Here is a 23,031-nt window from a genome sequence, read left to right on the forward strand (position 1 = left end):
ATTCGAGACTGGCGAGCCCTTTTCCCCAGCCCCGCCTGCCCCCTTCAAACCCAGGAGATGCCCATGTCAGACGATGTCGTCATCGTCAGCGCCGCCCGCACCCCGGTCGGTAGCTTCAACGGAGCGTTCGCGACCCTTCCCGCCCACGATCTCGGCGCCATCGCCATCAAGGCCGCGCTGGAGCGTGGTAGCATCGAGCCCGGCCGGGTCTCCGAGGTCATCATGGGTCAGATCCTGACCGCTGCCCAGGGCCAGAACCCGGCCCGCCAGGCTTCGATCGCCGCCGGCATTCCGGTGGAGAGCCCGGCCTGGGGCGTGAACCAGCTTTGCGGCTCGGGCCTGCGCACGGTTGCGCTCGGCTATCAGGCGCTGCTCAACGGGGATTCCGAGATCGTGGTCGCCGGCGGCCAGGAATCCATGAGCATGGCCCCGCACGCCCAGCACCTGCGCGGCGGCGTCAAGATGGGCGGGCTCGAACTGATCGACACCATGATCAAGGACGGCCTGTGGGATGCCTTCAACGGCTACCACATGGGCAATACCGCCGAGAACGTCGCACGGCAGTGGCAGATCACCCGCGCCCAGCAGGACGAGTTCGCCGTCGCCTCGCAGCAGAAGGCGGAGGCCGCGCAGAAGGCCGGCAGGTTCAACGACGAGATCGTGCCCGTCACCATCAAGACCCGCAAGGGTGACGTCGTGGTCAGCGCCGACGAATATCCGCGTCATGGCGCCACGCTCGACGCGATGGCCAAGCTCAAGCCCGCCTTCGAGAAGGATGGCACGGTGACCGCGGGTTCGGCCTCCGGGATCAACGACGGCGCTGCCGCCGTGGTGCTGATGACCGCCAAGCAGGCGGCCAAGGAAGGCAAGAAGCCGATCGCGCGCATCGTGTCCTGGGCTCAGGCCGGCGTCGATCCGAAGATCATGGGCTCGGGCCCGATCCCGGCCTCGCGCGCCGCGCTGAAAAAGGCCGGCTGGAGCGTCGGCGATCTCGACCTGATCGAGGCCAACGAAGCCTTCGCGGCGCAGGCCTGTGCCGTCAACAAGGATCTCGGCTGGGACACCTCCAAGGTCAACGTCAACGGCGGCGCGATCGCGATCGGCCATCCGGTCGGCGCGTCCGGCGCACGCGTGCTGGTGACGCTGCTGCATGAGATGCAGAAGCGCGATTCCAAGAAGGGCCTGGCCACGCTGTGCATCGGCGGCGGCATGGGCATCGCGATGTGCCTGGCGCGCGACTGACGACGACCTTGCACGCAGCTGACGCGTGCACCGCACATATCAGCGCGTGCGTTGCACGCGACTAAAAAGGCAGCGGTTGCAAATCAAATATTCTTCGCAACCACGCAAGCCTCGACTAAAGAGAAACGCCCGGCTCGACGCCGGGCGTTTTGTTCTTGATGTCCGTCAAACCAATCGCATAATCCATCGCTAAAAACGGTCACTCAAAAGCGTCCGAAGAGCCCAAGGGAAGGATTACGACATGGCACGTGTTGCATTGGTCACGGGTGGCACGCGGGGCATCGGGGCTGCGATCAGCAAGGCGCTGAATGCCGCCGGCTACAAGGTCGCGGCCAACTATGCCGGCAACGATGCTGCGGCGGAGAAGTTCAAGACCGAGACCGGCATCCCGATCTACAAATGGGATGTCAGCAGTTTCGACGCCTGCGCGGCGGGCGTGAAGAAGGTCGAAGCCGATCTCGGGCCGATCGAGGTGCTCGTCAACAATGCCGGCATTACCCGCGATACCGCTTTCCACAAGATGACGCTCGAGCAGTGGACCGCCGTCATCAACACCAATCTGGGCTCGCTGTTCAACATGACGCGCCAGGTCATCGAGGGCATGCGCGCGCGCAAGTTCGGCCGCGTCATCTCGATCTCGTCGATCAACGGCCAGAAGGGGCAGTTCGGTCAGGTCAATTATTCCGCGGCAAAGGCCGGCGACATCGGCTTCACCAAGGCGCTCGCGCTCGAGAACGCCAAGGGCGGCATCACCGTCAATGCGATCTGCCCAGGCTACATCAACACCGAAATGGTGCAGGCGGTGCCGAAGGACGTCCTGGAGAAGAACGTGATCCCGCAGATCCCGGTCAGCCGGCTCGGCGAGCCCGAAGAGATTGCGCGCGCGGTCGTGTTCCTCGCGGCCGACGAGTCCGGCTTCATCACCGGATCGACCCTGACGGTCAACGGCGGCCAGTACATGGTGTGATGCGATCGCATCACGCGGGCTGATATTTTCCACGTCGTCATGCCCGGGCTTGTCCCGGGCATCCACGGCCTTACAACAACCGTCGCCACGGACGAACGTGGATGGCCGGGACAAGCCCGGCCATGACGGAAACATTGGGCCGATGACTCCCCGTACCGCGACGCTGATCGGATTGACCACGATCCTGATGTGGTCGCTGCTGTCGGTGATGACGGTGGCGACCGGAAAGATCCCGGCGTTCCAGCTCGCCGCGATGACCTTCGCGATCGGCGGTGTCGTCGGGCTGCTCACCTGGATCGGGCGGACCGAGGCGGCGAAAAGCCTGCGTCAGCCGCTCGTCGTTTGGGTCGTCGGTGTCGGTGGACTGTTCGGCTATCATGCGCTGTATTTTCTCGCGCTGCGCTTTGCGCCGCCGGCCGAAGCCGGCCTTCTGAATTACCTCTGGCCGCTGCTGATCGTGCTGTTCTCGTCGTTCCTGCCCGGCGAGCGGCTGGCCGCGCATCACATCATCGGCGCCGTGCTCGGCCTCGTCGGCACCGTGCTGCTGTTCGCCGGCAATACCCCCGGCTTCGCGCCGGGCGCGGTACCGGGATTGATCGCGGCCTTCATCGCAGCTTTCGTCTGGGCGACCTATTCGGTGCTGTCGCGCCGGTTGAAGGCGGTGCCGACCGACGCCGTCGCGGGCTTCTGCCTTGCCACGGCCGTACTGGCCGCGCTGATGCATGGCATGCTCGAGACCACGGTGTGGCCGGAGACCACGGTGCAATGGCTCTCGGTCATTGCACTCGGCATCGGCCCCGTCGGTGCCGCCTTCTACGCCTGGGACATCGGCATGAAGCGCGGCGACATCCGCGTGCTCGGCGCCGCCTCCTACGCGACGCCGCTGCTCTCGACCGGCTTCCTCATCGCCGCCGGCTATGCCAAGGCCAGCGCCAACATCGCCATCGCCGCGATCCTGATCGCCGGCGGCGGCCTGATCGCGGCGAAGGACATGGTGCTGCGGAAGCGATGATTGTCATTCCGGGGTCTTCGCTTGCGCGACAGCCCCGGAATGACAGTGTGGAGCTACAGCGGGCGGCCTTCCGAAAAGTTCATTAGGGCTCCCAGCCCGGCGGCGCGAGCTCGAAGCCTGCGAAGTCGAACGCGGGCGCCACGGTGCAGCCGACCAGCGTCCATTCGCCCGTGGTTTCCGCCATCTGCCAGGCCTGCGCCGGCACGATCGCCTGCGGCCGCTCGCCGCCGACGAGGTCGGTGCCCAGCCGCACCTCGTGCCGTGAGCAGCCGTCATGGGCGATGCGCAGCATCAAGGGGCTGCCGGCGTAAAAGTGCCACGTCTCGACCGCATCGACGCGATGCCAGTGCGAACGCTCGCCACGAGCAAGCAGGAAGTAGATCAGCGTCGAGCGCGAACGCCCGTTGGCGTCCGTGGCCAGATCACGAAACGTTTCGCGGTAATGCCCGCCTTCGGGATGCGGCCGGAGTTCGAGGCGCGCGATGATCTCGGCTGCGGTCGGCATCGATTCCTGTCAGGACTTGTTCTTCAGGACTTGTTCTTGCGCTCGCGCAGTTCGCCGAACACCGCGGCGGCATCCGCGCCCTTCATGTGTAGCCTGGCTGCGACCTCGGGCGCATCAGCCCGCAGGAACACGTTTGCTCGCTTCTCGTCACCAAGCAGTGAGGGAATCGTGGGCCTGTTCTCGGCCCGGAGCTTCGTCACTTCGGCGGCGCGCGCCTGGAGCGCCGCATTGTCCGGCTCGATGGTGAGCGCGAATTTGACGTTGGACGCCGTGTATTCGTGGCCGCAATAGAGCTTGAAGTCGTCGGGTAGCGCCCGCAGCTTCAGAAGCGAATCCCACATCATCGGGTAGGTGCCCTCGAAGACGCGGCCGCAGCCGATCGAGAACAGCGTGTCGGCGGCGAAGACCGTCTTCTCGGTGTCGAACACGTAAGAGATGTGGTCGAGCGTGTGGCCGGGCGTCTCCACGACGCGCGCCAGCAAATTGCCGATCTTCACCACGTCGGCGTTGGCGACGCGCAGGTCGGCATTCGCGATCTTCGTCGTCTTGTCGTGCGGCGCCACGACGCGGCAATTGTATTTCTGCTTGAGTTCGGCAACCCCGCCGACATGATCGCCATGATGGTGGGTGATCAGGATGTCGGTGAGCTGCCAGCCCTCGCGCTCCAGGGCCTCGAGGATGGGGCCGGCCTCAGGCGCGTCGATCGACGCGGTCGCCTTGGTTTCCACGTCGTGGATCAGATAACCGAAATTGTCGTTTAAACAGGTGAAAGTACGAATTTCGGCGGCCATGTCATCTCCATCGGGCTCAGCCCCGCCAGACAAATATGGCGTTAACGTTGCGCAGGCAATGCAATATTCCGCGCGCGGCGGCGGCCTTGCGCATGTTACATTGCCGTCATGACCATCGACGTCGTCGACCTCCGCGAGTTCTATTCCCGCCGCCTCGGGATCGTGGCGCGGCAAATGATCAATCGCGGCATCAGGGAGCGCTGGACAAGCGCCGAGGGTCAGCGCGTGCTCGGCATCGGCTATCCCACGCCTTATCTGGGATTGTTCCGCGAGGACGCCGAGCGCTGCATCGCCTTCATGCCGGCGGCCCAGGGCGTCCTGAAATGGCCGACGGGACGGCCGGCGCTGGCCTCGCTGGTCGACGAATTCTCGCTGCCGCTTCCTGACGCCGCGGTCGACCGAATCCTCCTGGTCCACGCGCTGGAGATGTCGGACGATCCGGCCGCGCTGCTGCGCGAGGTGTGGCGCGTGCTGTCGCCGTCCGGGCGCGTGATCGCCGTGATCCCGAACCGGCGCGGGGTGTGGACCCGCACCGACAGCACGCCCTTCGGTCACGGCCGGCCCTATTCGCGCTCGCAGATCACCGAGCTGCTGCGCCAGACCTGGTTCACGCCGACCGCCTGGGGCGAGGCGCTGTTCATGCCGCCCTATGCCGGAGGCTGGGTGCTGAAATCGGCGCAGATGTGGGAGCGTGCCGGTGCGGCGTTGTCGCTGCCCTTTGCCGGCGTCCATATCGTGGAGGCGACCAAGCAGGTCTACCGCGCGATCCCCGCCAAGCGCGAGCGCGCGCGGCTCATTCCCTCGCTCGCGAAGCCGGTGCTGGTGCCGTCCTCGACGACGGCGACGCGCAGCTAGATTCTTCTCCGCTCCCTACGGGAGAGGTGGTCCCCGTGCCCGGAGCGCTCACCGCTTCAACCAAAGCACAAAACAAATCGTCCCGGCGAGGCCGGGACGATTCAGGCTAGAAAATCAGAAGAGGCTACTCGCCAGGGGCGACCTCGTCGCCGGAGGCGACTGGGGCGGCCTCGCGCTCGGGGCGCGGGCCATGCGGCCGGCGCCGCCGCCGCGGATAGCGCTCGCCGCTACCGCCGCCCTCGAACCCGCCCTGGCCGCCATTCGCGCCGCCATTCACTTGCGGCTGCGCGCCGGTGATGAAGGAGGGCAGGCGATCGACGCCGCCGGCATCGGCGATGACCGGCTGCGGCTGGTTGGCGGGTTGCGGCTGAAATTGCGGCTGCGGACGATGATCACGTTCGCGGTGCTCGCGCGGCTGCTGGTTGTCGCGCTGATAGGGCGGCTGGCCGTCGCGCTGCTGATGATCACGCGGGTGGTGGTCGCGCTGGCCATCGCGGTCGCGCATGAAGGGCTGCTGCGGGGGCTGCGGGACGAAACCCGGCTCCTGGCCAAAGGCCGAGAAATTCTCGCCGTCGTCCTCGCCGTCCTCGCTGCTGCTAATGGGCTCATCGCCGCGCGGCTGCTGGTTCTGGCGGAACTGCTCCTGCGCCGCTGCGATCAGGCGGAAATAATGCTCGGCATGCTGGTAGTAGTTCTCGGCTGCAACGGGGTCTCCGGAGGAGCGCGCGTCACGCGCGAGCTGGAGATACTTTTCAGCGATGTGCGAAGCGGTGCCGCGAATCTTGATGTCGGGTCCGTTGGACTCGTAGACCCGGGTCATCGGGTTCTGGCCGCGCCGGTTGTTGTTATTGTTGTTGTTGCGGTTGCGCATCCGCTGCTTGTTCTGACCGTTTCTCATGTCCTGCCTTCGATTCCAGCCCTAAAGGTTGCACGCATTACTGATTGCTAGGAGTGACCTGGTGATAGCGGCTCGCATCCCTCGCGCGCACCGCGCGTAGAGCGGATCGAACCCTGCCGATGTTCGTCGACCGTCGCGTTCAACAAAGACGCGTTCCCCACCCGCCAGCATTCATTGCCAGCGAACCCATTCATTTCGCCTGCCGAAACAAGCCCAGCTTTCTTGCGTAAGTCTTCAAGCGCAATATCAGGCTTTCGTTCACTTGCGGTCGGAGAGCAGCGCAGCTCCACTGGCCATCGCGCTCAACAGGACCTGCGGCTTGGAACCTTTAAATCAGTAATGCTCTCGCCCGAGAGCCCGGCTTTCGCCCGTACGTGTACGGGGCCGGCACCGATGTGTTGAACGGAACGTAGTCGTTCCCAGGCGATATTCCAAGAGGTTTTTGCAGCCCAATCCGGCTTTTATGGAGGCATTTTTCGGGCCGAGACGGCCCGGGGAATGCCCGCCAGGTCGGCCCTGGGCGGCCGGTCCAGCGATAACGCGGCGCCCCTCATCAAGGTTTCAATATTTTGGGCCTGGCCCAGTCCGGCCTCGACGATCAGCGCTCCGCCGGGCGCGAGCCGTTCGGCCGCCTGGGGGATCAGCGCGCGGTAGGCGTCATATCCGTCATTGCCGCCATCGAGCGCCAGGTGCGGATCGTGCCCGCGCACCTCGATACTCAATTTCGGAATCTCGCCCGAGGGAATATAGGGCGGGTTCGAGACGATGAGATCGAACGGGCCGCGGAGCGCCGCGGCGTAGGAGCAGGCGACGAAGGCGGCGCGGTCGGCGAGGCCGAGCGCGGCGGCATTGTCCCTGGCGGTTCTGAGCGCGTTCTGGCTGAGATCGGTGCCGACGCCGAAAGCATCCGGAATCTCGTGCAGCAGCGCGAGCAGGATCGCGCCGGATCCGGTGCCGATGTCGGCGATGCGCGGCGGATGAGATGCCTGCCGCTCGCGAAAAATCTCGAGCGCAAGCTCGACCACGGTCTCGGTATCGGGGCGCGGGACCAGGGTTGCTTCCGACAGGCGGAATGGCAGGCCCCAGAATTCGCGTGTCCCGAGGATGCGCGCCACCGGCTCGCCGGCGATGCGGCGCTGCGCATGCTGCGCGAGCCGCGATGCTTCGGCCACGGTCAGCGGACGGGCAGCCTGCGTGACCAGGCCGGTGAGGTCGAGCGCGAGCACGGCACTGATCAGGATGCGGGCGTCGAGCTCGGCTTCCTCGAGCCGTGCCGATCTCAATAGCGCAGCGAGCGTGCGCCGCGCGCCCTCGATGGATTGCCCGGTGAAGGGGTTGCTCACGCCTCAGGCCGCCGCGCCTTGCGCAGCGAGCTGTGCGGCCTGGTGCTCCGTCGTCAGTGCGTCGATCAACTCGCCCAGCGCTTCACCCGCGATCACCTGTGGCAGCTTGTAGAGCGTCAGATTGATGCGGTGGTCGGTGACGCGGCCTTGCGGAAAATTATAGGTGCGGATGCGCTCGGAGCGGTCCCCGGAGCCGACCTTCTCCTTGCGCTCGGCGGAGCGTGCGGCGTCGACGCGTTGCTGCTCGGCGTCGTAGATACGCGAGCGCAGGATGTTCATGGCGGAGGCGCGGTTCTTGTGCTGCGAGCGGCTGTCCTGCATCATCACCACGATGCCGGTCGGGATGTGGGTGATGCGGATTGCCGATTCCGTCTTGTTGACGTGCTGGCCGCCCGCTCCTTGCGCGCGCATGGTCTCGATCCGCAGGTCGTCGTTCTTGATGTCGACGTCGACGTCCTCGACCTCCGGCAGCACGGCCACCGTCGCTGCCGAGGTGTGGATGCGTCCCTGCGTCTCGGTGTCGGGCACGCGCTGCACGCGGTGCACGCCGGATTCGAACTTCAGCTTCGAGAACGCGCCGCGGCCCTGCACCTCGGCGATGATTTCCTTGTAGCCGCCGACGGTGCCTTCGCTGGCCGAGATCACCTCGACCTTCCAGCCCTGAAGGCTGGCAAAGCGCTCGTACATTCGGAACAGGTCGCCGGCAAACAGCGAAGCTTCGTCGCCGCCGGTGCCGGCACGGATTTCCAGCACCACGTTGCGGTCGTCCATGGCGTCCTTCGGCAACAGCGCCACGCGGATCTTCTGGACCAGCTCCTCGATCCTTGGCGTCAGCTCGTCGCGTTCGGCCTCCGCCATGCTGCGCATCTCGGCATCGGTTGCGGGATCGGCGATCAGCGCCTCGGTATCCGCGAGCTCCTTGACGGCGGAACGATAGGCCTTCACCGCCTCGACCAGCGGGGTGATCTCGGCGAGCTCGCGTGTGATCTGCACATAGCGCTCGGAGGTGAGCTGCCCGAGCGATTCGGCCTCGAGCGAGGCGTGATGCGCGAGCAGGACGTCCAGTTTGGCTTCGGGGAGTGACGACATCGGTTCAGTCTCAATAGCGGCAGGAGGCGAGGCGGCGGGACGCGGCGACAGGCCCGCTACAAGGCCAGGCCTTCGGCCTCGGCAAATTCCGTCAGCTTCTGCCGGATCGAGACGCTGCCCGCCGGCGCGTCCAGCAGCGGGCCAAGCATCGCCTCGGCCTTCTTGGCGTCGAGGTCGAGCACCATCGCCTTGACCGGGCCGAGCGCAGTCGCCGAGAGCGACAGCGAGCGATAGCCCAGCGCGATCAGCGCCAGCGCGCCGATCGGCTTCGATGCCATCTCGCCGCACAGCGAGAGCGACTTCTTCGCCGCTTGCGCATTGCATGCGATCTCGCGCAGCGCGCGCAGGATCGGCGCCGACATTGTGTCGAAGCGTTCGGACACCTTGGCATTGCCGCGGTCGACCGCAAACAGGAACTGGAACAGGTCGTTGGAGCCCACCGAGATGAAATCGACCTTCTTCAGGAGCTCGTCGAGCTGGTAGAGCAGGGCCGGCACCTCGACCATGGTGCCGATGTCGATCCGCTCCGGCAGGGTGTGGCCGTGCTGGCGCAGGTATGTGAGCTCGCGCTCGACCAGCGCCTTGGCCGCATCGAATTCGGCGACCTCCGAGATCATCGGGAACATGATGCGCAGCGCGCGGCCGCCGCCGGCGCGCAGCAGCGCGCGGATCTGGCCGCGCAACAGGCCGGGGCGATCCAGCCCGAGCCGGATCGCGCGCCAGCCGAGCGCGGGATTTTCCTCGATCACGGCTTCCATATAGGGCAGCGCCTTGTCGCCACCGATGTCGAGGGTGCGGAAGGTGACGGGCTTGCTGCCGGCCGCGTCCAGCACCGTGCGATAGAGCGCGAGCTGGTCGCTGGTGCGCGGCAGGCTCTGGCCGACCATGAATTGCAGCTCGGTGCGGAACAGGCCGATGCCGGCGCTGCCGGTGTCCTCGATATGCGGCAGGTCGATGGCCAGGCCTGCGTTGATCATCAGCTCGACCTTCTGGCCGTCCTTGGTGACGCAGGGCCGGTCGCGCAGCGCCAGATACTGGGCCTGGCGGCGGGCGCGGAAGCGCACGCGCTCGGCGAAGGCCGCCTCGATCTCCTGCGAAGGCCGCACATAGATCGAGCCCGAGGTGCCGTCGACGATGATCGCATCGCCGGGATCGGCGATGCCGGGTGCGTTCGGCACTTCGCCGACCGCGGGAATGCCGAGCGCGCGCGCCACGATCGAGACGTGCGAATTGGCGGTGCCTTCCTCCAGCACGATGCCGCGCAGGCGCTTGCGGTCGTAGTCGAGCAGCGCCGCCGGTCCCATCGCGCGCGCGATGACGATGGCGTTGTCGGGCAGTTGCTCGCGCGAGGGCGCGTGGTCCTGGCCGACCAGCTGCCGCATCAGGCGGTAGCCGAGGTCCTCGAGATCATGCAGCCGGTCGCGCAGGTACGGATCGGTCGAGCGCAGCATGCGCGCGCGGGTGTCGGACTGCACGCGCTCGACGGCAGCTTCCGCGGTGAGGCCGGTGGCGACCGCCTCGTGCAGCTTGTGCGACCAGCCCTGGTCGTTGGCGAACATGCGGTAGGCTTCCAGCACCTCGCGATGCTCGCCGCCCTCGGCGACGTCGCCGCGCTCCAGCATGCGGTCGAGGTCGGCGCGCAGCTTGGCGAGTGCGGTATCCAGCCGCTTGATCTCCTTCGGCAGGTCCTCGGCGATGTAGTCCTTGATGACGACGCGGGGCTCGTGCAGCACGACATGGCCGAGCGCAATACCCTCGGACAGGATCGCGCCGACCTTCTGCGCGGAATGGCGCGCCGCCGGCTCCTGGCCCGGCTGGGCCAGCGCGGACAATTCGCCGGAGGCAATCAGCTCCGCCAGCACCATCGCGGTGGTCTGGAGCGCCTCGAGCTCCTCCTCGACATAGTTGCGCTTGGCGCGGTTCTGCACCACCAGCACGCCGAGCGTGTTGCCGGCGCGCAGGATCGGCACGCCGAGGAAGGAGTGATAAATCTCTTCGCCGGTCTCGGGACGGAACGAGAAGGCCGGGTGGCTCTGCGCATCGCTCAGATTGAGCGGCGTCGCCTCGCTGGCGACGAGGCCGACCAGGCCCTCATGGGCGCTGAGCACTGTGTGGTGCACCGCCTCGCGGTTGAGACCTTCGGTGGCGTAGAGCTCGAGCGTGTTGTCGATGCGCAGCACATAGACGGAGCACACCTCGGCCACCATGTTGGCGGCGATCAGCACCACGATCTTGTCCAGCCGCTCCTGGGCCGAGACCTGCTCCGCCATGGTTTCGCGGAGCCGTCTCAACAAGACGCGGGGACCTCCCGACGCGCTCCGCATGAACCGTCAATCTCCTCCGTCTGCCGGGCCCGGCGGTATCGGCCGGCGGCTGGACCAAAACTCCAGAAAAACAACCAAATTGTTTGTCCGGCGCAGGTACAAGCCCAAAATCTACCTGAGATTTAGCGCTTGTACCGAATCAGCGCCGCCTGAACTGGGACACAGTCTGCGGCAGCCCACCCTGTTCGCCGTATAGCGAATTGAGGCTTGTTTTGCCAAGCAAAACGCCTGCCAAACGCGAAGGTGTGTACACCTTCGCGTTTGCTGCGACCGCTAAGAGAAAATTAGCCTAGGCCTGATCGAGCCCGTACAGCGTATGCAGGGTGCGCACCGCCAGCTCGGTATAGGCGGCGTCGATCAAAACCGAGAACTTGATCTCGGAGGTTGTAATGGCCCGGATGTTGATGTTCCGCCCGGCGAGGGCCGAGAACGCCTGGGCGGCGACGCCGGCATGGCTGCGCATGCCGCTGCCGATCACCGAGATCTTGGCGACGTCGGTGGCGGTATCGAGCCGCGCATAGCCGATCTTGGCCTTGGCAGCGGTAATCGTATCCTTGGCGCGGGTATAGTCGGCGGCGGGCACCGTGAAGGTGAGGTCGGTGGTCTTGCCGTCCTCGGAAACGTTCTGCACGATCATGTCGACGTTGATGTTGGCATCCGCCAGCGGGCCGAAGATCGAGGCCGCAACGCCAGGCTTGTCCTCGATCTGGCGCACCGAGATCTGGGCCTCGTCCTTCGAAAAGGCGATGCCGGTGACGACGTGGCTTTCCATGATCTCCTCCTCGCTGCAGATCAGCGTGCCGGGCGGCTGGTTGGCATGCGGGTCGATATCCTCGGGCTTGTCGAAGCTCGAGCGGACGAAGATCGGCATGTTGTGCACCATGCCGAGTTCCACCGAGCGGACCTGGAGCACTTTTGCGCCCTGCGAGGCCAGTTCCAGCATGTCCTCGAACGCGATCTTGTCGAGCCTCTTGGCTTTCGGCACGATTCGCGGGTCGGTGGTGTAGACGCCGTCGACGTCGGTGTAGATGTCGCAGCGGTCCGCCTTGACGGCGGCGGCGATCGCCACGGCCGAGGTGTCGGAGCCGCCGCGGCCGAGCGTGGTGATGCGATTGGTCTCGGGGTTGATGCCCTGGAAGCCGGCGATGACCGCGACCTCCTTGCGCTCCTGGAAGCGCTTGATGATCTCGCTGCCGTCGATGTCCTCGATCCGGGCCGAGGCATGGGCGTCGCTGGTCTTGATCGGGATCTGCCAGCCCTGCCAGGAGCGGGCCTGGATACCCATGCCCTGGAGCACGATGGCAAGAAGGCCGGACGTCACCTGTTCGCCCGAGGCGACCACGGCGTCGTATTCGCGCGCGTCGTGCATCGGCGAGGCCTCGGTGCACCAGGCGACCAGCTCGTTGGTCTTGCCGGCCATCGCCGAGACGACCACGGCCACTTCATGGCCGGCATCGACCTCACGCTTCACATGGCGTGCGACGTTGCGGATACGTTCGATGTTGGCGACGGACGTGCCGCCGAATTTCATCACGAGGCGGCTCATGACGACGCGTGCATTCCTTCATAAGGATCAGTATGGTGACCCGCACTGGACGGGTGCCTCGCGGACACCGACGCGCGTATACATAGCGGCGGGGCCGGGGGCAAGCGGGTTCCTGCGGGGGCAGGGCGCGGGGGAAGTGGGTTAACCGAGATCATGGCGCGCTATATCGACGAGATCCTGCAACCGGGCGAGCGGGTGCTGTATTCGACCAATGCGCACTGGATCTTCTACTTTCCGGCCATCGTGGCCTGGATCGTGGCGCTGGCCCTGTTCGTGCTGTCCCGGCAGGTCACCGCCGACTGGCTCGTCTTGCTTTGCCTCGCCGGCTCGGGTCTCGTGGCTCTGGCGGCCTTGTATTGGACCGTCAAGGGCTGGTTCCATCGCTTCACCACCGAGACCGACGTCACCAACCTCAGGGTCGTGCACAAGACCGGTTTCATCAAGCGCCGAACCTTCGAGATGGCGCTGGACAAGGTCGAGAGCGTCGACGTCGACCAGTCCATTCTTGGACGTATTCTCAACTACGGCGACGTGACGATTCGCGGCGTCGGCGAGGGCATCGAGACGATCAGGACCATCGCCTCGCCGCTCGCCTTCCGTAGTTCGATCACCACGCGGTAGGACCGCGCGCACCATGAGCATGCAGCAAAATACTTCCCTTTCCGCCCAGCCGGGCTCGACCGTCGACGTCGCCGAGATCGCGAAATTCTCAAAACTCTCCGCGGAGTGGTGGGACCCCAAGGGCAAGATGGCGCCGCTGCACCGGATCAACCCGCTGCGGCTCGGCTATATCCGCGACGCCGCCTGCCGCAAGTTCGAGCGCAACGTGCGCAGCCTCAATTGCCTCGGCGGTCTGCGCGTGCTCGACATCGGCTGCGGCGCCGGCCTGCTGTGCGAGCCGTTGTCGCGGCTGGGCGCACAGGTCATCGGCATCGATCCTTCCCAGAGCAACATCTCCGCGGCGAAGCTGCACGCCGACAAGAGCCATCTTGCGATCGACTATCGCTGCACCACGGTGGAGGAGATCGACCCGCGCGAGCGCTTCGACATCGTGCTGGCGATGGAGGTGGTCGAGCACGTCACCGATGTCGGCGTCTTCCTGAAGCGCTGCGCCTCGATGCTGAAGCCGAACGGCCTGATGGTGGTCTCGACGCTGAACCGCAACTGGAAGAGCTTCGCGCTCGCCATCGTCGGCGCCGAATACGTGCTGCGCTGGCTGCCGCGCGGCACCCACGAATGGAATAAGTTCGTCACCCCCGACGAGCTCGCAAAATACCTGCTCGACAACCGCCTCGTCATCACCGAGCAGACTGGCGTGGTCTACAGCCCCTTCGCCGACAAATGGTCTCTCTCGTCCGATATGGACGTGAACTACATGGTGGTCGCGGAAGGGATGGTGTGAAGGCGGAGGTAGGATGCGAGCTGTTTCTCCATAGACGGTGTCGATCTTGCGAATGCCTGCGTTCGCACGGACGACACCGACTTTGTTGCGAGAGCATCGCACCCATGACATCCGTATGATTGACCTGCTTCGCCGCTAGCGTCAGGTTGGCCGAAATCTTCAGCCCTCGCACGCGTCGCCCCATGCTCACCGTCACCAGCCTCTGGATTCCCTTCACCATCATTGCCGCGCTCGGGCAGGTCGCGCGCAATGCGATGCAGCGGTCGTTGACGAAGCCGCTGGGGACCTGGGGCGCGACCAATATCCGCTTCCTGTTTGGCTTCCCGTTCTCGCTGCTGTTTCTGGGCGTGGTGCTGCTCGCGACCGGCGATCATCTGAACATGCCGCCGACCGTGTTCTGGCCCTGGCTGCTGCTCGGGGCGCTCAGCCAGATCGTTGCCACCGGCCTGATGCTGCTCGCGATGAACGACCGCTCTTTTGTCGTGACGACCGCTTACCTGAAGACCGAGGCGATCCAGACCGCGATCTTTGGCTTCGTCTTCCTCGGCGACCACCTGACCTGGTTGAAGGTGCTGGCGATCGTGATCGCCACCGTCGGCGTCGTCATCACTGCGCTGCGCCCCGGCGGCGAGAAGAGCTTTGCCGAGTTGAAGCCGACAATCACCGGACTCGTTGCCGCGGCGGCCTTTGCGCTGTCCGCCGTCGGTTTTCGCGGAGCGATCATCAGCGTGCCCGACGTGTCGTTCGTGACGGCCTCCTCGTTCACGCTGGTGCTCGGCCTGTTCGTGCAGACGCTGGTGCTGACGATCTATCTGCTCTGGCGCGCGCCAGACGTGTTGCGGGGAATCCTCGGATTATGGCGGCCGTCGATGCTCGCCGGCTTCACGGGCGCCTTCGCCTCGCAATTCTGGTTCCTGGCGTTCGCACTGACGGCGGCCGCCAATGTCCGCACGCTTGCTTTGATCGAGGTGCTGTTCGCGCAGGCCGTGGCCTACTACTCGTTCAAGCAGCCGGTCGCGCCGCGCGAGCTTGCAGGCATCGCGCTGATCGTGGTCGGCGTGGCGGTGCTGGTGGGGGCCTGATCGCTCAGTTGCCGTCATGCCCGGGCTTGTCCCGGGTATCCACGTTCTTCGTGGGCTGGGCAAGGCGTGGATGGCCGGGTCAAGCCCGGCCATGACGAAGCCGGCGCGTCAGTTCCGGTCTTCCGGGAGCGTCGGCAGCGGCGAGACCTCGATGCCTTCGTCGATCAGCGACTTCGCCTCTTCCGGCGAGGCCTCGCCATAGATCGGACGGTGCTCCTTGTCGCCGTAGTGCATGGCGCGGGCTTCGTTGGCAAAACGCTCGCCGACATTGTCGGCGTTCTTGACGATATGATCGCGCAGCTCCTTGAGCTTGGCGCGCAGCTCGCGCTCCTGCGCCATCAGCAGCGAAGTCGGTCCTGATGGTGCCGCGTCGGGCGTCGTGGCCGTGGTGACTGGCTCCGGCGGCGGCGTCGCGCGACCACGGCCCTTCTTGCCGACGATACGCGGCGCCATGATCGCCTTGTCGACCTTGGCCGAGCCGCAGATCGGGCAGGTCACGAGCTTCCGCTTCACCTGCGAATCATAGGCCGACGAGCTCTGGAACCAGCTCTCGAAGTCGTGGTCCCGGTCGCAGCGAAGGGCGTAGCGGATCATGCCGAGCCCCGCACGAGGTGCAAATGGTCCGGTCCCGCCTTGGGATCGGAGACGCCGAAGCGGCGGCCATGCTGGAGCGAGGGAATCGCCCGGCGGGCGGTCTCGACCTTGGCAGGATCGATCGTGGCCATGATGATGCCGGGCTCGACATCGCCCTCGGCGAGGATCTCGCCCCAGGGATCGATGATCAGCGAGTGGCCGTAAGTCTCGCGCTTGTTCTCGTGCAGGCCGGCCTGGGCCGCGGCGAAGACGAAGCAGCCGGTCTCGATCGCGCGAGCGCGCAGCAGCACGTGCCAATGCGCTTCGCCGGTCTTGCGGGTGAAGGCCGACGGCACGGTGATGAAATGCGCGCCGCTCTCGGCGAGTGCGCGGTAGAGTGCCGGGAAGCGCACATCGTAGCAGATCGTCAGCCCGATGCGGCCCCAGGGCAGATCCGAGATCACGGCGGTCTCGCCCGGCTGGTAATTGGCGGATTCGCGATAGCTCTCGCCGTCCGGCAGCTCGATGTCGAACATGTGGATCTTGTCGTAGCTCGCGAGCACATTGCCCTCGGGCCCGATCAGGAAGGAGCGGTTGACCGCCTTCTCCGGCGAGAAGCGCAGTGCCAGCGAGCCGACATGGAGATGAATCTTCAATTCCGCCGCGAGCGCCCGATAGGCCTTCAGCGAAGCGTCGTCCTCTTCACCCTGCAGATGCTCGAACAATGCCTTGCGGTTCAGCTGCATCATGTTGCTGACTTCGGGCGTCTGCACGTAGTCGGCGCCATTGGCCGCAGCCTGCCGGATCAGCCTCGTTGCCTGTTCGAGGCTCGGCTCGGGCATCAGGCCGGTGCGCATCTGCACCATGGCCGCGATGAAGGTGCGATTCTCGCTCATGAGACGGCCTTGACGCTCTCGAGCATGCCGTCGAGCTTGCCTTCGCGATCGAGCGCATAGAGCTCGTCGCAGCCACCGACATGGGTGCCGCCGATCCAGATCTGCGGGAAGGTCGAGCCTTGGCCGGCGCGGTCGTACATTTCCTGGCGCCAGGACGGGTTCTTGGCGACGTCGAATTCGGTAAAAGTCGCCTTCTTGCGGGTCAGCAGCGACTTGGCGGCGGAACAATAGCCGCAACCCGGCCTGGTGTAGATCTCGACAGCAGCAGTCATTTCGTCTGGCGCTCTCATGACATGAATTCACGGAACTATATGGGACGGGGGCCGCTTTCGACAACCCGGGCGAAGACGAGCACGTCGACCTGGGCCGCTTTGGCGCGGAGCAGGACCCGCGCGCAGGCATCCAGCGTCGCCCCCGACGTCAGGACATCGTCGATCAGGATAATGCGGCGGCCCTGAACCTCGGCCTGGCGGTCGGGAGATACCTGGAATGCGCCCTGCACATTGGTGGCGCGCTGGGCGCGCGACAGGCCGATCTGCTGTTCGGTGGCGCGCACCCGGCGCAGCACCTCGCTCTGCACCTTGACGCCGCTCTGCCGCGCGATGACACGCGCGAGCGCACCGGACTGGTTGTAGCGGCGGCGCCAGGCTCGCCGCCAATGCAGGGGAACGGGCACCAGCATGTCGGCGCCGGCGAGCAGCTCGCCGCCCGCGCGCGCCATCCAGCGGCCCATGGCGGGCGCCAGATCGGTGCGGTCCTGGTACTTCAGCGCATGCACCAGCGTGCGCGCGACGTCGTCATAGCGCACGGCAGCGCGGGCGCGCTGGTAGGCCGGTGGGCTCGCGATCGCCTCCATCGACAGCATGTCGGGGCCGGGGTCATAAACGAAGGGAATACCCAGCCGCGGGCAGTAGGGCCGTTCAATGAACGACAGCCGCGCCCAGCATGAGGCGCAAACGCCCTCGCCGTCGACCGGCTCGTGGCAGGATACGCACTGCGTCGGCAGTGCGATGTCGAGCGCGAGCCGTGCTGCGCGCGACAGCACGTGGCGGCCAGCCGTCCACGCAGCCCGCAGCGGTGCGGCGAAGGAACGGCTGAGGCTGGTCTCGGCTTCCATGAGAGGAGGCTAGCGTTCCGCTTGCGAGGGCTCAAGCGGCCGAATCGGTCTCGTGCCCCCCGGGCGCAGCGCGCCGCCTGGTGCGCTGCTGCGCGTCCGGGACGCGAGAGCGTTGCCAGAACCGTGGTGATCGGCGTAACCAACGGCATGGCTCAGCCGCCGCAAACTCCGCCTGCCCTGTTCGATCGTGCCTTGCTGCACGAACGGCAGCGGCGTGCGCGGGCGCAGGGCGAGGCGACATTCCTGCTCGATCGCGTCGCCGAGGACATGTCCGACCGGCTGGCTGCGGTGATGCGCGAGTTTCACGCACCGGCCGATCTCTGGACGCCTGGCGACGGGCTCACGGCGTTGCGCACACGGCTTCCGGCAATCGCGCGGATTGAACCCGATGCGACGGGCGCGGAGACACTGCCCTTCGCGCCGGAAAGTCTCGATCTCGCCGTCTCGGCGCTGGCGCTGCAATTCGTCAACGACCTGCCGGGTGTGCTTGCGCAGGTTCGCCGGGCGCTGAAGCCGGACGGCCTGCTGCTCGCCGCGATGATCGGCGGCGACAGCCTGACCGAGCTGCGGCAGGCCTTTGCCGCGGCGGAAGCCGAATGCGAGGGCGGCGTGTCTCCGCGCGTGGCGCCGTTCGCCGATTTGCGCGACATCGGCGCGCTGTTGCAGCGGGCAGGCTTCGCGCTGCCGGTCACCGACGTCGACCGTGTCGTGGTGCGCTATGGCAATGCGTTCGCGCTGATGCAGGATCTCCGCCGCATGGGCGCGGCCAACGTGCTGATCGAGCGGCGGCGAACGCCGAGCCGGCGCGCGACGCTGCTGCGGATGGCCGAAATCTACACGGAGCGCTTTGCCGATGCCGACGGTCGCATCCGCGCGACCTTCGACATCATCTGGCTCTCAGGCTGGGCCCCGCATGCGAGCCAGCAGCAGCCGCTGAAGCCGGGATCGGCCAAGGCGAGCCTGGCGGAAGCGGTGAGGAAGGCGGGGAAGACGGAATCCTAGCATCGTCCTGTAACGACGGAACGAGAGATCTCACATCAGCAAGTCGATCAAATGCGGGATCAGCGGAATGTCGGCGGGCGGCATCGGATAGTCGCGCAGCTTGTTCGCGCGGACCCAGGCGAGGTTTTGCCCTTCGCGCGGCGTCACCATGCCCTCCCAGCGCCGGCAGATGTAGAGCGGCATCAGGAGGTGAAAGGTCTCGTAGCCATAGCTGGCGAAGGTCAGCGGCGCGAGGCATGGCTCGGCGACGGTGATGCCGAGCTCCTCATGGAGCTCGCGGATCAGGCTCTGCTCCGGCCGCTCGCCCAACTCGAGCTTGCCGCCCGGGAATTCCCAGAGGCCGGCCAGCGCCTTGCCCTCGGGGCGTTGCGCGATCAGGACGCGCTTGTCGGCATCGACCAGCGCGCAGGCCACCACCAGTGTCAGTTTGAGATCGGCCATGCGTGACTTCCGCTTGCTGAAGATCATCCGCAACGGTTTGTTAACCCCATTGCGGCCCGTGTTCCGAGGCTCCCATAAGTCATATTTAATGGCCGGTTCCTAGGGTGGAACAGTTAAACCACTCCGGGGCCCGAGCATGCGCGCTGCGCTTACCACCATCATCCGCCGATTCGTCCACGACCGGCGCGGCAATATCGCAGTGATTTTCGCGCTGGCTTGCGTTCCCCTGATCACCGCGGTCGGCTGTGCGGTCGACTACTCGCGCGCGACGCAGACCCGGGCCAAGCTTCAGGCCGCGGCCGATGCCGCCAGTGTCGGCTCGATCGCCAAGGCCTCGCCGGCTTTCAAGGCTGCCGGCAACATGACTTCGGACGGCCCGATTTCCGTCGGCGTGACCGACGCCGAGAACATCTTCAACGCCAATCGCGCCAATCTGACCGGCTACACGCTCAACAGCATCACGTCGACCGTGGTGAAGACCGGCTCGGCCGTCACCTCGACCATTGCGTTCAGCGCCAGCATCAACACCATGTTTCTTGGCCTGATCGGCAAGACCGCGCTGACCCTGAGCGGGACGTCGAAAGCGACAGCCAGCATGCCGCTCTATATCGACTTCTACCTGCTGCTCGACAACTCGCCGTCGATGGGCGTCGGTGCGACGCCGACCGACGTGCAGACGATGGTCAACAACACGTCGGACAAGTGCGCTTTCGCCTGCCACGATCTCAAGGACAAGAACAACTACTACGACCTTGCCAAGAAGCTCGGCGTGACGACGCGGATCGACGTGCTTCGGAGCGCCACGCAGTCGTTGATGGATACGGCGAGCGCGACCGAAACCTATTCAAACCAGTTCAGGATGGCGATCTATGATTTCGGCGGCTCCGCGAGCACGCTCGGCCTGCGCAGCCTGTTTTCGTTGTCGGCCTCTCTTTCCAGCGCCAAGACGGCGGCCGGCAAGATCGACCTGATGTCGGTGAACGGCCAGAACGAGAATAACGATCAGGACACCCCGTTCACCGCGGCATTTCCCGCGATGAACGCCCAGATCAGCTCACCCGGACCCGGCACGTCGTCCAGTCCGCTCAAATACCTGTTTTTCGTGTCCGACGGAGTCGCTGACGAGAACAACACTGCATGCCTGAAACCGCGCTCGGGCAGCACGCGTTGCCAGTCGCCGCTCAATCCAGCGCTCTGCAAGACGATGAAGGATCGGGGCGTCAGGATCGCCGTGCTGTACACGACGTACCTCGCGCTGCCGACCAACAGCTGGTACATGAATTGGATCAATCCGTTCAATGCCGGCCCCTATGGTCCGTCGCCGAACAGCGAGATCGCGAAGAACATGCAGAGCTGCGCCTCGTCCGGGCTGTATTTCGAGGTGAGCCCGACGCAGGGTATCTCCGACGCGATGAACGCATTGTTCAAGAAGGCGGTTGCGGACGCACGGCTCTCGGGGTGAGGGCTTTGACGTCATTCCGGGACGATGCGTCGGCATCGAACTCTGGTGCGCAGTTGTGCACCAGGGAATCTCGAGCCGCATGACGTCTGGATTCCGGGTGCTCGTTCCGCGAGCCCCGGAATGACTGCTTCGAGACCTACGACCTGTAATCCCCGTTGATCGCGACGTATTCCTTGGTGAGGTCGCAGGTCAGCACGCGGTCGCGGCCCTTGCCGAGGCCGAGCGAGACCTTGATCGCGATCTCCGGCGCCTTCATCGCTTCCGACACCTGCGCTTCGTCATAGTCGGGATCGCGCGCGCCGCTCCTGGCGACGCGGATGCCGTTGAACGAGATCGAGAGCTTGTCGCGATCGGCCGGCTCGCCGGCCTTGCCGACCGCCATCACCACGCGGCCCCAATTGGCGTCTTCGCCGGCGATCGCAGTCTTCACCAGCGGCGAGTTGGCGATCGACATCGCGATCTTGCGCGCCGAGGCTTTGGTCTTGGCGCCCTCGACCGTGATCTCGACCAGCTTGCGCGCGCCTTCGCCGTCGCGAGCCACCTGCTCGGCGAGGTTGGCAAGCACCCGGTTGAAGGCTTTGACGAAGGCCTTCAGGCGCGGATCGCTGGCGCGGCTGATCTTCGGTGCGCCGTGCTCGGCGGCGGCGCCGGTCGCAAAAGCGAGCAGCGTGTCCGACGTCGACGTATCGCCGTCGATCGTCACCGCATTGAAAGTGTCCTCGACGCCGCTCTTGAGCAGCGCCTGCAAGGCCGCGGGCGCGAGCGGCGCGTCGGTGAAGATGAAGGACAGCATCGTCGCCATGTCGGGAGCGATCATGCCGGCGCCCTTGGCCATACCGTTGATGGTGACCTTGGCCCTGCCGAGCTTGACGGTCGCGGTCGCGACCTTCGGAAAGGTGTCGGTGGTCATGATCGCCTTGGCCGCGGCGAGATAGTCGCCGGGCTCGGCGGTCTCGGCGAGGCGGCCCAGCACGCCGTCGAACTTGGTCGCATCCAGCGGCTCGCCGATCACGCCGGTCGAGGCGAGGAAGATCTCGCTCTCGCTGCACCCGACCGCCTTGGCCGCGATCTTCGCGGTCAGCGCGGTGGAGGTGCGGCCGGTCTTGCCGGTGAAGGCATTGGCGTTGCCGGAGTTGACCACCAGCGCACGCGCCTTGCCGCCCTTCAGCTTGGCGCGGCACCATTCCACCGGGGCGGAGGGGCATTTCGACTTGGTGAAGACGCCGGCCACTGCGGTGCCCTTGTCCATCACCGCCAGCAGCACGTCAGTGCGGTTCTTGTAGCGGATGCCGGCTTCGGCCGTCGCAAGACGGATGCCCGCGATCACGGGCATGTCAGGAACGGTTTTGGGGGCGAGGGGAGAGACGGAGGAGGACATCGCGAGGCGCCTATGGACAGATGGAAGCCGTCATGGCCGGGCTTGTCCCGGCCATCCACGTCCTTCAGCACATGTTGATGAGGATCTTAAGACGTGGATGCCCGGGACGAGCCCGGGCATGACGTCAAACTACTGAAGTCCGAGAGCGAAGTCGATTTACTTCTTCGCGGTCTTACTTCTTTGCAGGCGGCGCCATCTTGCTGTCGGACGGCTTGGCAGCGTCCGCCGGCTTGGCGTCCTTGGACGCATCCGCCGCCGGCTTGTCCAGCCGCTCGACCTTGGCTTCGGTGCGCAGCTTGGCGACATACTCGGCCTGAGCCTTGCGCGTCACGTACTGCTCGATCTGGGCCTTGACCTGCTCGAAATCGGGCGCCTTGCGGTTGCGCTTTTCCTCGACCTTGATCACGTGCCAGCCGAACTGCGACTTCACGGGATCGGAGATCTTGCCCGGCTCCAGCGCGAAAGCGACGGCGGAGAACTCCGGCACCATCTGCTCCTTGGTGAAGAAGCCGAGGTCGCCGCCATCGGCGGAGCCCGGATCCTTGGACTTCTTCTTGGCGAGCTCGGCGAAATCGGCGCCCTTGTCCAGCTCGGCCTTCACCGCCTTGGCCTCGTCCTCGGTCTCGACCAGGATGTGGCGGGCGCGCACCTCCTGCTCGCCGGTGATCTGCTTGGCGGCCTCCTCATAGACTTTCTTCATGGCGTCCGGCGTGGTGGCGGCCTTGCCCTCAGTGGCGAGCAGGCTGTCCATCAGGAGCCGATTGCGGGCGAATGCCAGGCGCTTCTTGAATTCCTCGCTGTCGGCGATCTTCTTGTCTTCGGCAGCCTTGCTGACGATCTTCATGTCGATCAGGAAGGACAGGACGTTCTCGTCCTTGGTGGCCGGGTCCATCTGGGCGAGGCTCGGGCCGAGTTCCTCCTCGGCCATGGTGACGTCGCTCTTCTTGATTTCCGCGCCATTGACCTTCGCCAGCACCGGATCGTCGGCGGCCCGGAGCGGGCCCGCGAACGCCAGCGACAGCGCCAGAGCGAGGCAGCCAGCCAGGGCGGACGCATGGCGAAAACGCTGGCCGGTGGTTACCGGGAACGAGGTGGTCATGGAAAAT

Annotated in this window: 23 protein-coding genes; 9 read left to right on the forward strand and 14 right to left on the reverse strand. The window is 65.7% G+C overall.

Annotation, left to right across the window (positions count from 1 at the left end):
* Positions 1–63: 63 nt before the first annotated feature.
* The 3 genes from ACSHT2_RS22380 (at position 64) to yddG (ending at position 3,221) form a co-directional block, all read left to right on the forward strand.
* Positions 64–1,242, forward strand: a complete 1,179-nt coding sequence (locus ACSHT2_RS22380) for an acetyl-CoA C-acetyltransferase (protein ID WP_440636576.1) — start codon at positions 64–66, stop codon at positions 1,240–1,242.
* Between the two features lie 241 nt (positions 1,243–1,483).
* The gene (gene phbB, locus ACSHT2_RS22385) at positions 1,484–2,209 is read left to right on the forward strand and encodes an acetoacetyl-CoA reductase (protein ID WP_440636578.1); all 726 of its coding nucleotides are present in this window, start codon (positions 1,484–1,486) and stop codon (positions 2,207–2,209) included.
* A 142-nt stretch (positions 2,210–2,351) separates the two neighbouring features.
* Positions 2,352–3,221, forward strand: a complete 870-nt coding sequence (yddG, locus tag ACSHT2_RS22390; protein ID WP_440636579.1) for an aromatic amino acid exporter YddG — start codon at positions 2,352–2,354, stop codon at positions 3,219–3,221.
* Between the two features lie 82 nt (positions 3,222–3,303).
* Here the strand turns inward: yddG and ACSHT2_RS22395 are convergent, their stop codons facing one another.
* Both ACSHT2_RS22395 and gloB read right to left on the reverse strand, forming a co-directional pair.
* The gene (locus ACSHT2_RS22395) at positions 3,304–3,726 is read right to left on the reverse strand and encodes a cupin domain-containing protein (RefSeq protein ID WP_440636580.1); all 423 of its coding nucleotides are present in this window, start codon (positions 3,724–3,726) and stop codon (positions 3,304–3,306) included.
* A gap of 23 nt (positions 3,727–3,749) precedes the next feature.
* Positions 3,750–4,517, reverse strand: a complete 768-nt coding sequence (gene gloB / locus ACSHT2_RS22400) for a hydroxyacylglutathione hydrolase (RefSeq protein ID WP_440636581.1) — start codon at positions 4,515–4,517, stop codon at positions 3,750–3,752.
* Positions 4,518–4,625: 108 nt separating this feature from the next.
* Here gloB and ACSHT2_RS22405 point away from each other — a divergent pair, with 108 nt between their 5' ends.
* The gene (locus tag ACSHT2_RS22405) at positions 4,626–5,372 is read left to right on the forward strand and encodes a methyltransferase domain-containing protein (RefSeq protein ID WP_440636582.1); all 747 of its coding nucleotides are present in this window, start codon (positions 4,626–4,628) and stop codon (positions 5,370–5,372) included.
* A 124-nt stretch (positions 5,373–5,496) separates the two neighbouring features.
* Here ACSHT2_RS22405 and ACSHT2_RS22410 read toward each other — a convergent pair whose 3' ends face one another.
* The 5 genes from ACSHT2_RS22410 to ACSHT2_RS22430 all read right to left on the reverse strand — a co-directional run bounded on the left by ACSHT2_RS22410 (position 5,497) and on the right by ACSHT2_RS22430 (position 12,572).
* Positions 5,497–6,270 (reverse strand): DUF4167 domain-containing protein, encoded by a 774-nt coding sequence (locus tag ACSHT2_RS22410; RefSeq protein ID WP_440636583.1) that lies wholly within the window; start codon positions 6,268–6,270, stop codon positions 5,497–5,499.
* 461 nt (positions 6,271–6,731) lie between these two features.
* A complete protein-coding gene (gene prmC, locus ACSHT2_RS22415) occupies positions 6,732–7,613 on the reverse strand; it encodes a peptide chain release factor N(5)-glutamine methyltransferase (protein ID WP_440636584.1) in 882 nt (293 codons plus the stop codon).
* Between the two features lie 3 nt (positions 7,614–7,616).
* On the reverse strand, positions 7,617–8,702 hold the full coding sequence (gene prfA / locus ACSHT2_RS22420) for a peptide chain release factor 1 (RefSeq protein WP_440636585.1): 1,086 nt from the start codon (positions 8,700–8,702) through the stop codon (positions 7,617–7,619).
* A 56-nt stretch (positions 8,703–8,758) separates the two neighbouring features.
* A complete protein-coding gene (gene ptsP / locus ACSHT2_RS22425; RefSeq protein WP_440636586.1) occupies positions 8,759–11,026 on the reverse strand; it encodes a phosphoenolpyruvate--protein phosphotransferase in 2,268 nt (755 codons plus the stop codon).
* Between the two features lie 289 nt (positions 11,027–11,315).
* Positions 11,316–12,572 carry an aspartate kinase gene (locus ACSHT2_RS22430; protein ID WP_239620155.1) on the reverse strand — a complete coding sequence of 419 codons (1,257 nt, stop codon included), beginning with the start codon at positions 12,570–12,572 and terminating at the stop codon, positions 11,316–11,318.
* Positions 12,573–12,725: 153 nt separating this feature from the next.
* On the opposite strand from ACSHT2_RS22430, the gene ACSHT2_RS22435 reads away from it, so the two are divergent.
* The 3 genes from ACSHT2_RS22435 (at position 12,726) to ACSHT2_RS22445 (ending at position 15,056) form a co-directional block, all read left to right on the forward strand.
* Positions 12,726–13,193, forward strand: coding sequence for a PH domain-containing protein (locus ACSHT2_RS22435; protein WP_440636587.1), 468 nt, complete (start codon positions 12,726–12,728; stop codon positions 13,191–13,193).
* Between the two features lie 13 nt (positions 13,194–13,206).
* A complete protein-coding gene (gene ubiG, locus ACSHT2_RS22440) occupies positions 13,207–13,974 on the forward strand; it encodes a bifunctional 2-polyprenyl-6-hydroxyphenol methylase/3-demethylubiquinol 3-O-methyltransferase UbiG (RefSeq protein ID WP_440636588.1) in 768 nt (255 codons plus the stop codon).
* Between the two features lie 182 nt (positions 13,975–14,156).
* A complete protein-coding gene (locus ACSHT2_RS22445; RefSeq protein ID WP_440636589.1) occupies positions 14,157–15,056 on the forward strand; it encodes an EamA family transporter in 900 nt (299 codons plus the stop codon).
* A 108-nt stretch (positions 15,057–15,164) separates the two neighbouring features.
* On the opposite strand, the gene ACSHT2_RS22450 is transcribed toward ACSHT2_RS22445, so the two are convergent.
* The 4 genes from ACSHT2_RS22450 to ACSHT2_RS22465 are packed head-to-tail and all read right to left on the reverse strand — an operon-like array spanning position 15,165 to position 17,642.
* Entirely contained in the window at positions 15,165–15,650 is a 486-nt protein-coding gene (locus tag ACSHT2_RS22450; protein ID WP_319336034.1) for a DUF1178 family protein, read from the reverse strand.
* Entirely contained in the window at positions 15,647–16,525 is an 879-nt protein-coding gene (locus ACSHT2_RS22455) for a carbon-nitrogen hydrolase family protein (protein WP_440636590.1), read from the reverse strand. The genes ACSHT2_RS22450 and ACSHT2_RS22455 overlap by 4 nt, the downstream gene beginning before the upstream one ends.
* Positions 16,522–16,797, reverse strand: coding sequence for a glutaredoxin 3 (grxC, locus tag ACSHT2_RS22460; protein ID WP_440636591.1), 276 nt, complete (start codon positions 16,795–16,797; stop codon positions 16,522–16,524). The genes ACSHT2_RS22455 and grxC overlap by 4 nt, the downstream gene beginning before the upstream one ends.
* A gap of 35 nt (positions 16,798–16,832) precedes the next feature.
* Positions 16,833–17,642: a ComF family protein gene (locus ACSHT2_RS22465; RefSeq protein ID WP_440636592.1), complete on the reverse strand. Its 810-nt coding sequence runs from the start codon at positions 17,640–17,642 to the stop codon at positions 16,833–16,835.
* A gap of 147 nt (positions 17,643–17,789) precedes the next feature.
* Here ACSHT2_RS22465 and ACSHT2_RS22470 point away from each other — a divergent pair, with 147 nt between their 5' ends.
* Positions 17,790–18,644: a methyltransferase domain-containing protein gene (locus tag ACSHT2_RS22470; protein ID WP_440642903.1), complete on the forward strand. Its 855-nt coding sequence runs from the start codon at positions 17,790–17,792 to the stop codon at positions 18,642–18,644.
* Between the two features lie 30 nt (positions 18,645–18,674).
* Here ACSHT2_RS22470 and ACSHT2_RS22475 read toward each other — a convergent pair whose 3' ends face one another.
* Positions 18,675–19,085, reverse strand: coding sequence for a (deoxy)nucleoside triphosphate pyrophosphohydrolase (locus tag ACSHT2_RS22475; RefSeq protein ID WP_440636594.1), 411 nt, complete (start codon positions 19,083–19,085; stop codon positions 18,675–18,677).
* 136 nt (positions 19,086–19,221) lie between these two features.
* Between ACSHT2_RS22475 and ACSHT2_RS22480 the strand changes: the two genes are divergently transcribed.
* Positions 19,222–20,547 carry a TadE/TadG family type IV pilus assembly protein gene (locus tag ACSHT2_RS22480; protein WP_440636595.1) on the forward strand — a complete coding sequence of 442 codons (1,326 nt, stop codon included), beginning with the start codon at positions 19,222–19,224 and terminating at the stop codon, positions 20,545–20,547.
* Positions 20,548–20,683: 136 nt separating this feature from the next.
* Here ACSHT2_RS22480 and argJ read toward each other — a convergent pair whose 3' ends face one another.
* Positions 20,684–21,925, reverse strand: coding sequence for a bifunctional glutamate N-acetyltransferase/amino-acid acetyltransferase ArgJ (gene argJ, locus ACSHT2_RS22485; protein WP_440636597.1), 1,242 nt, complete (start codon positions 21,923–21,925; stop codon positions 20,684–20,686).
* Positions 21,926–22,097: 172 nt separating this feature from the next.
* Entirely contained in the window at positions 22,098–23,024 is a 927-nt protein-coding gene (locus ACSHT2_RS22490) for a peptidylprolyl isomerase (RefSeq protein WP_440636598.1), read from the reverse strand.
* Positions 23,025–23,031 lie beyond the last annotated feature (7 nt).

The organism is Bradyrhizobium sp. PUT101, assembly GCF_052043945.1.
GTDB lineage: Bacteria > Pseudomonadota > Alphaproteobacteria > Rhizobiales > Xanthobacteraceae > Bradyrhizobium.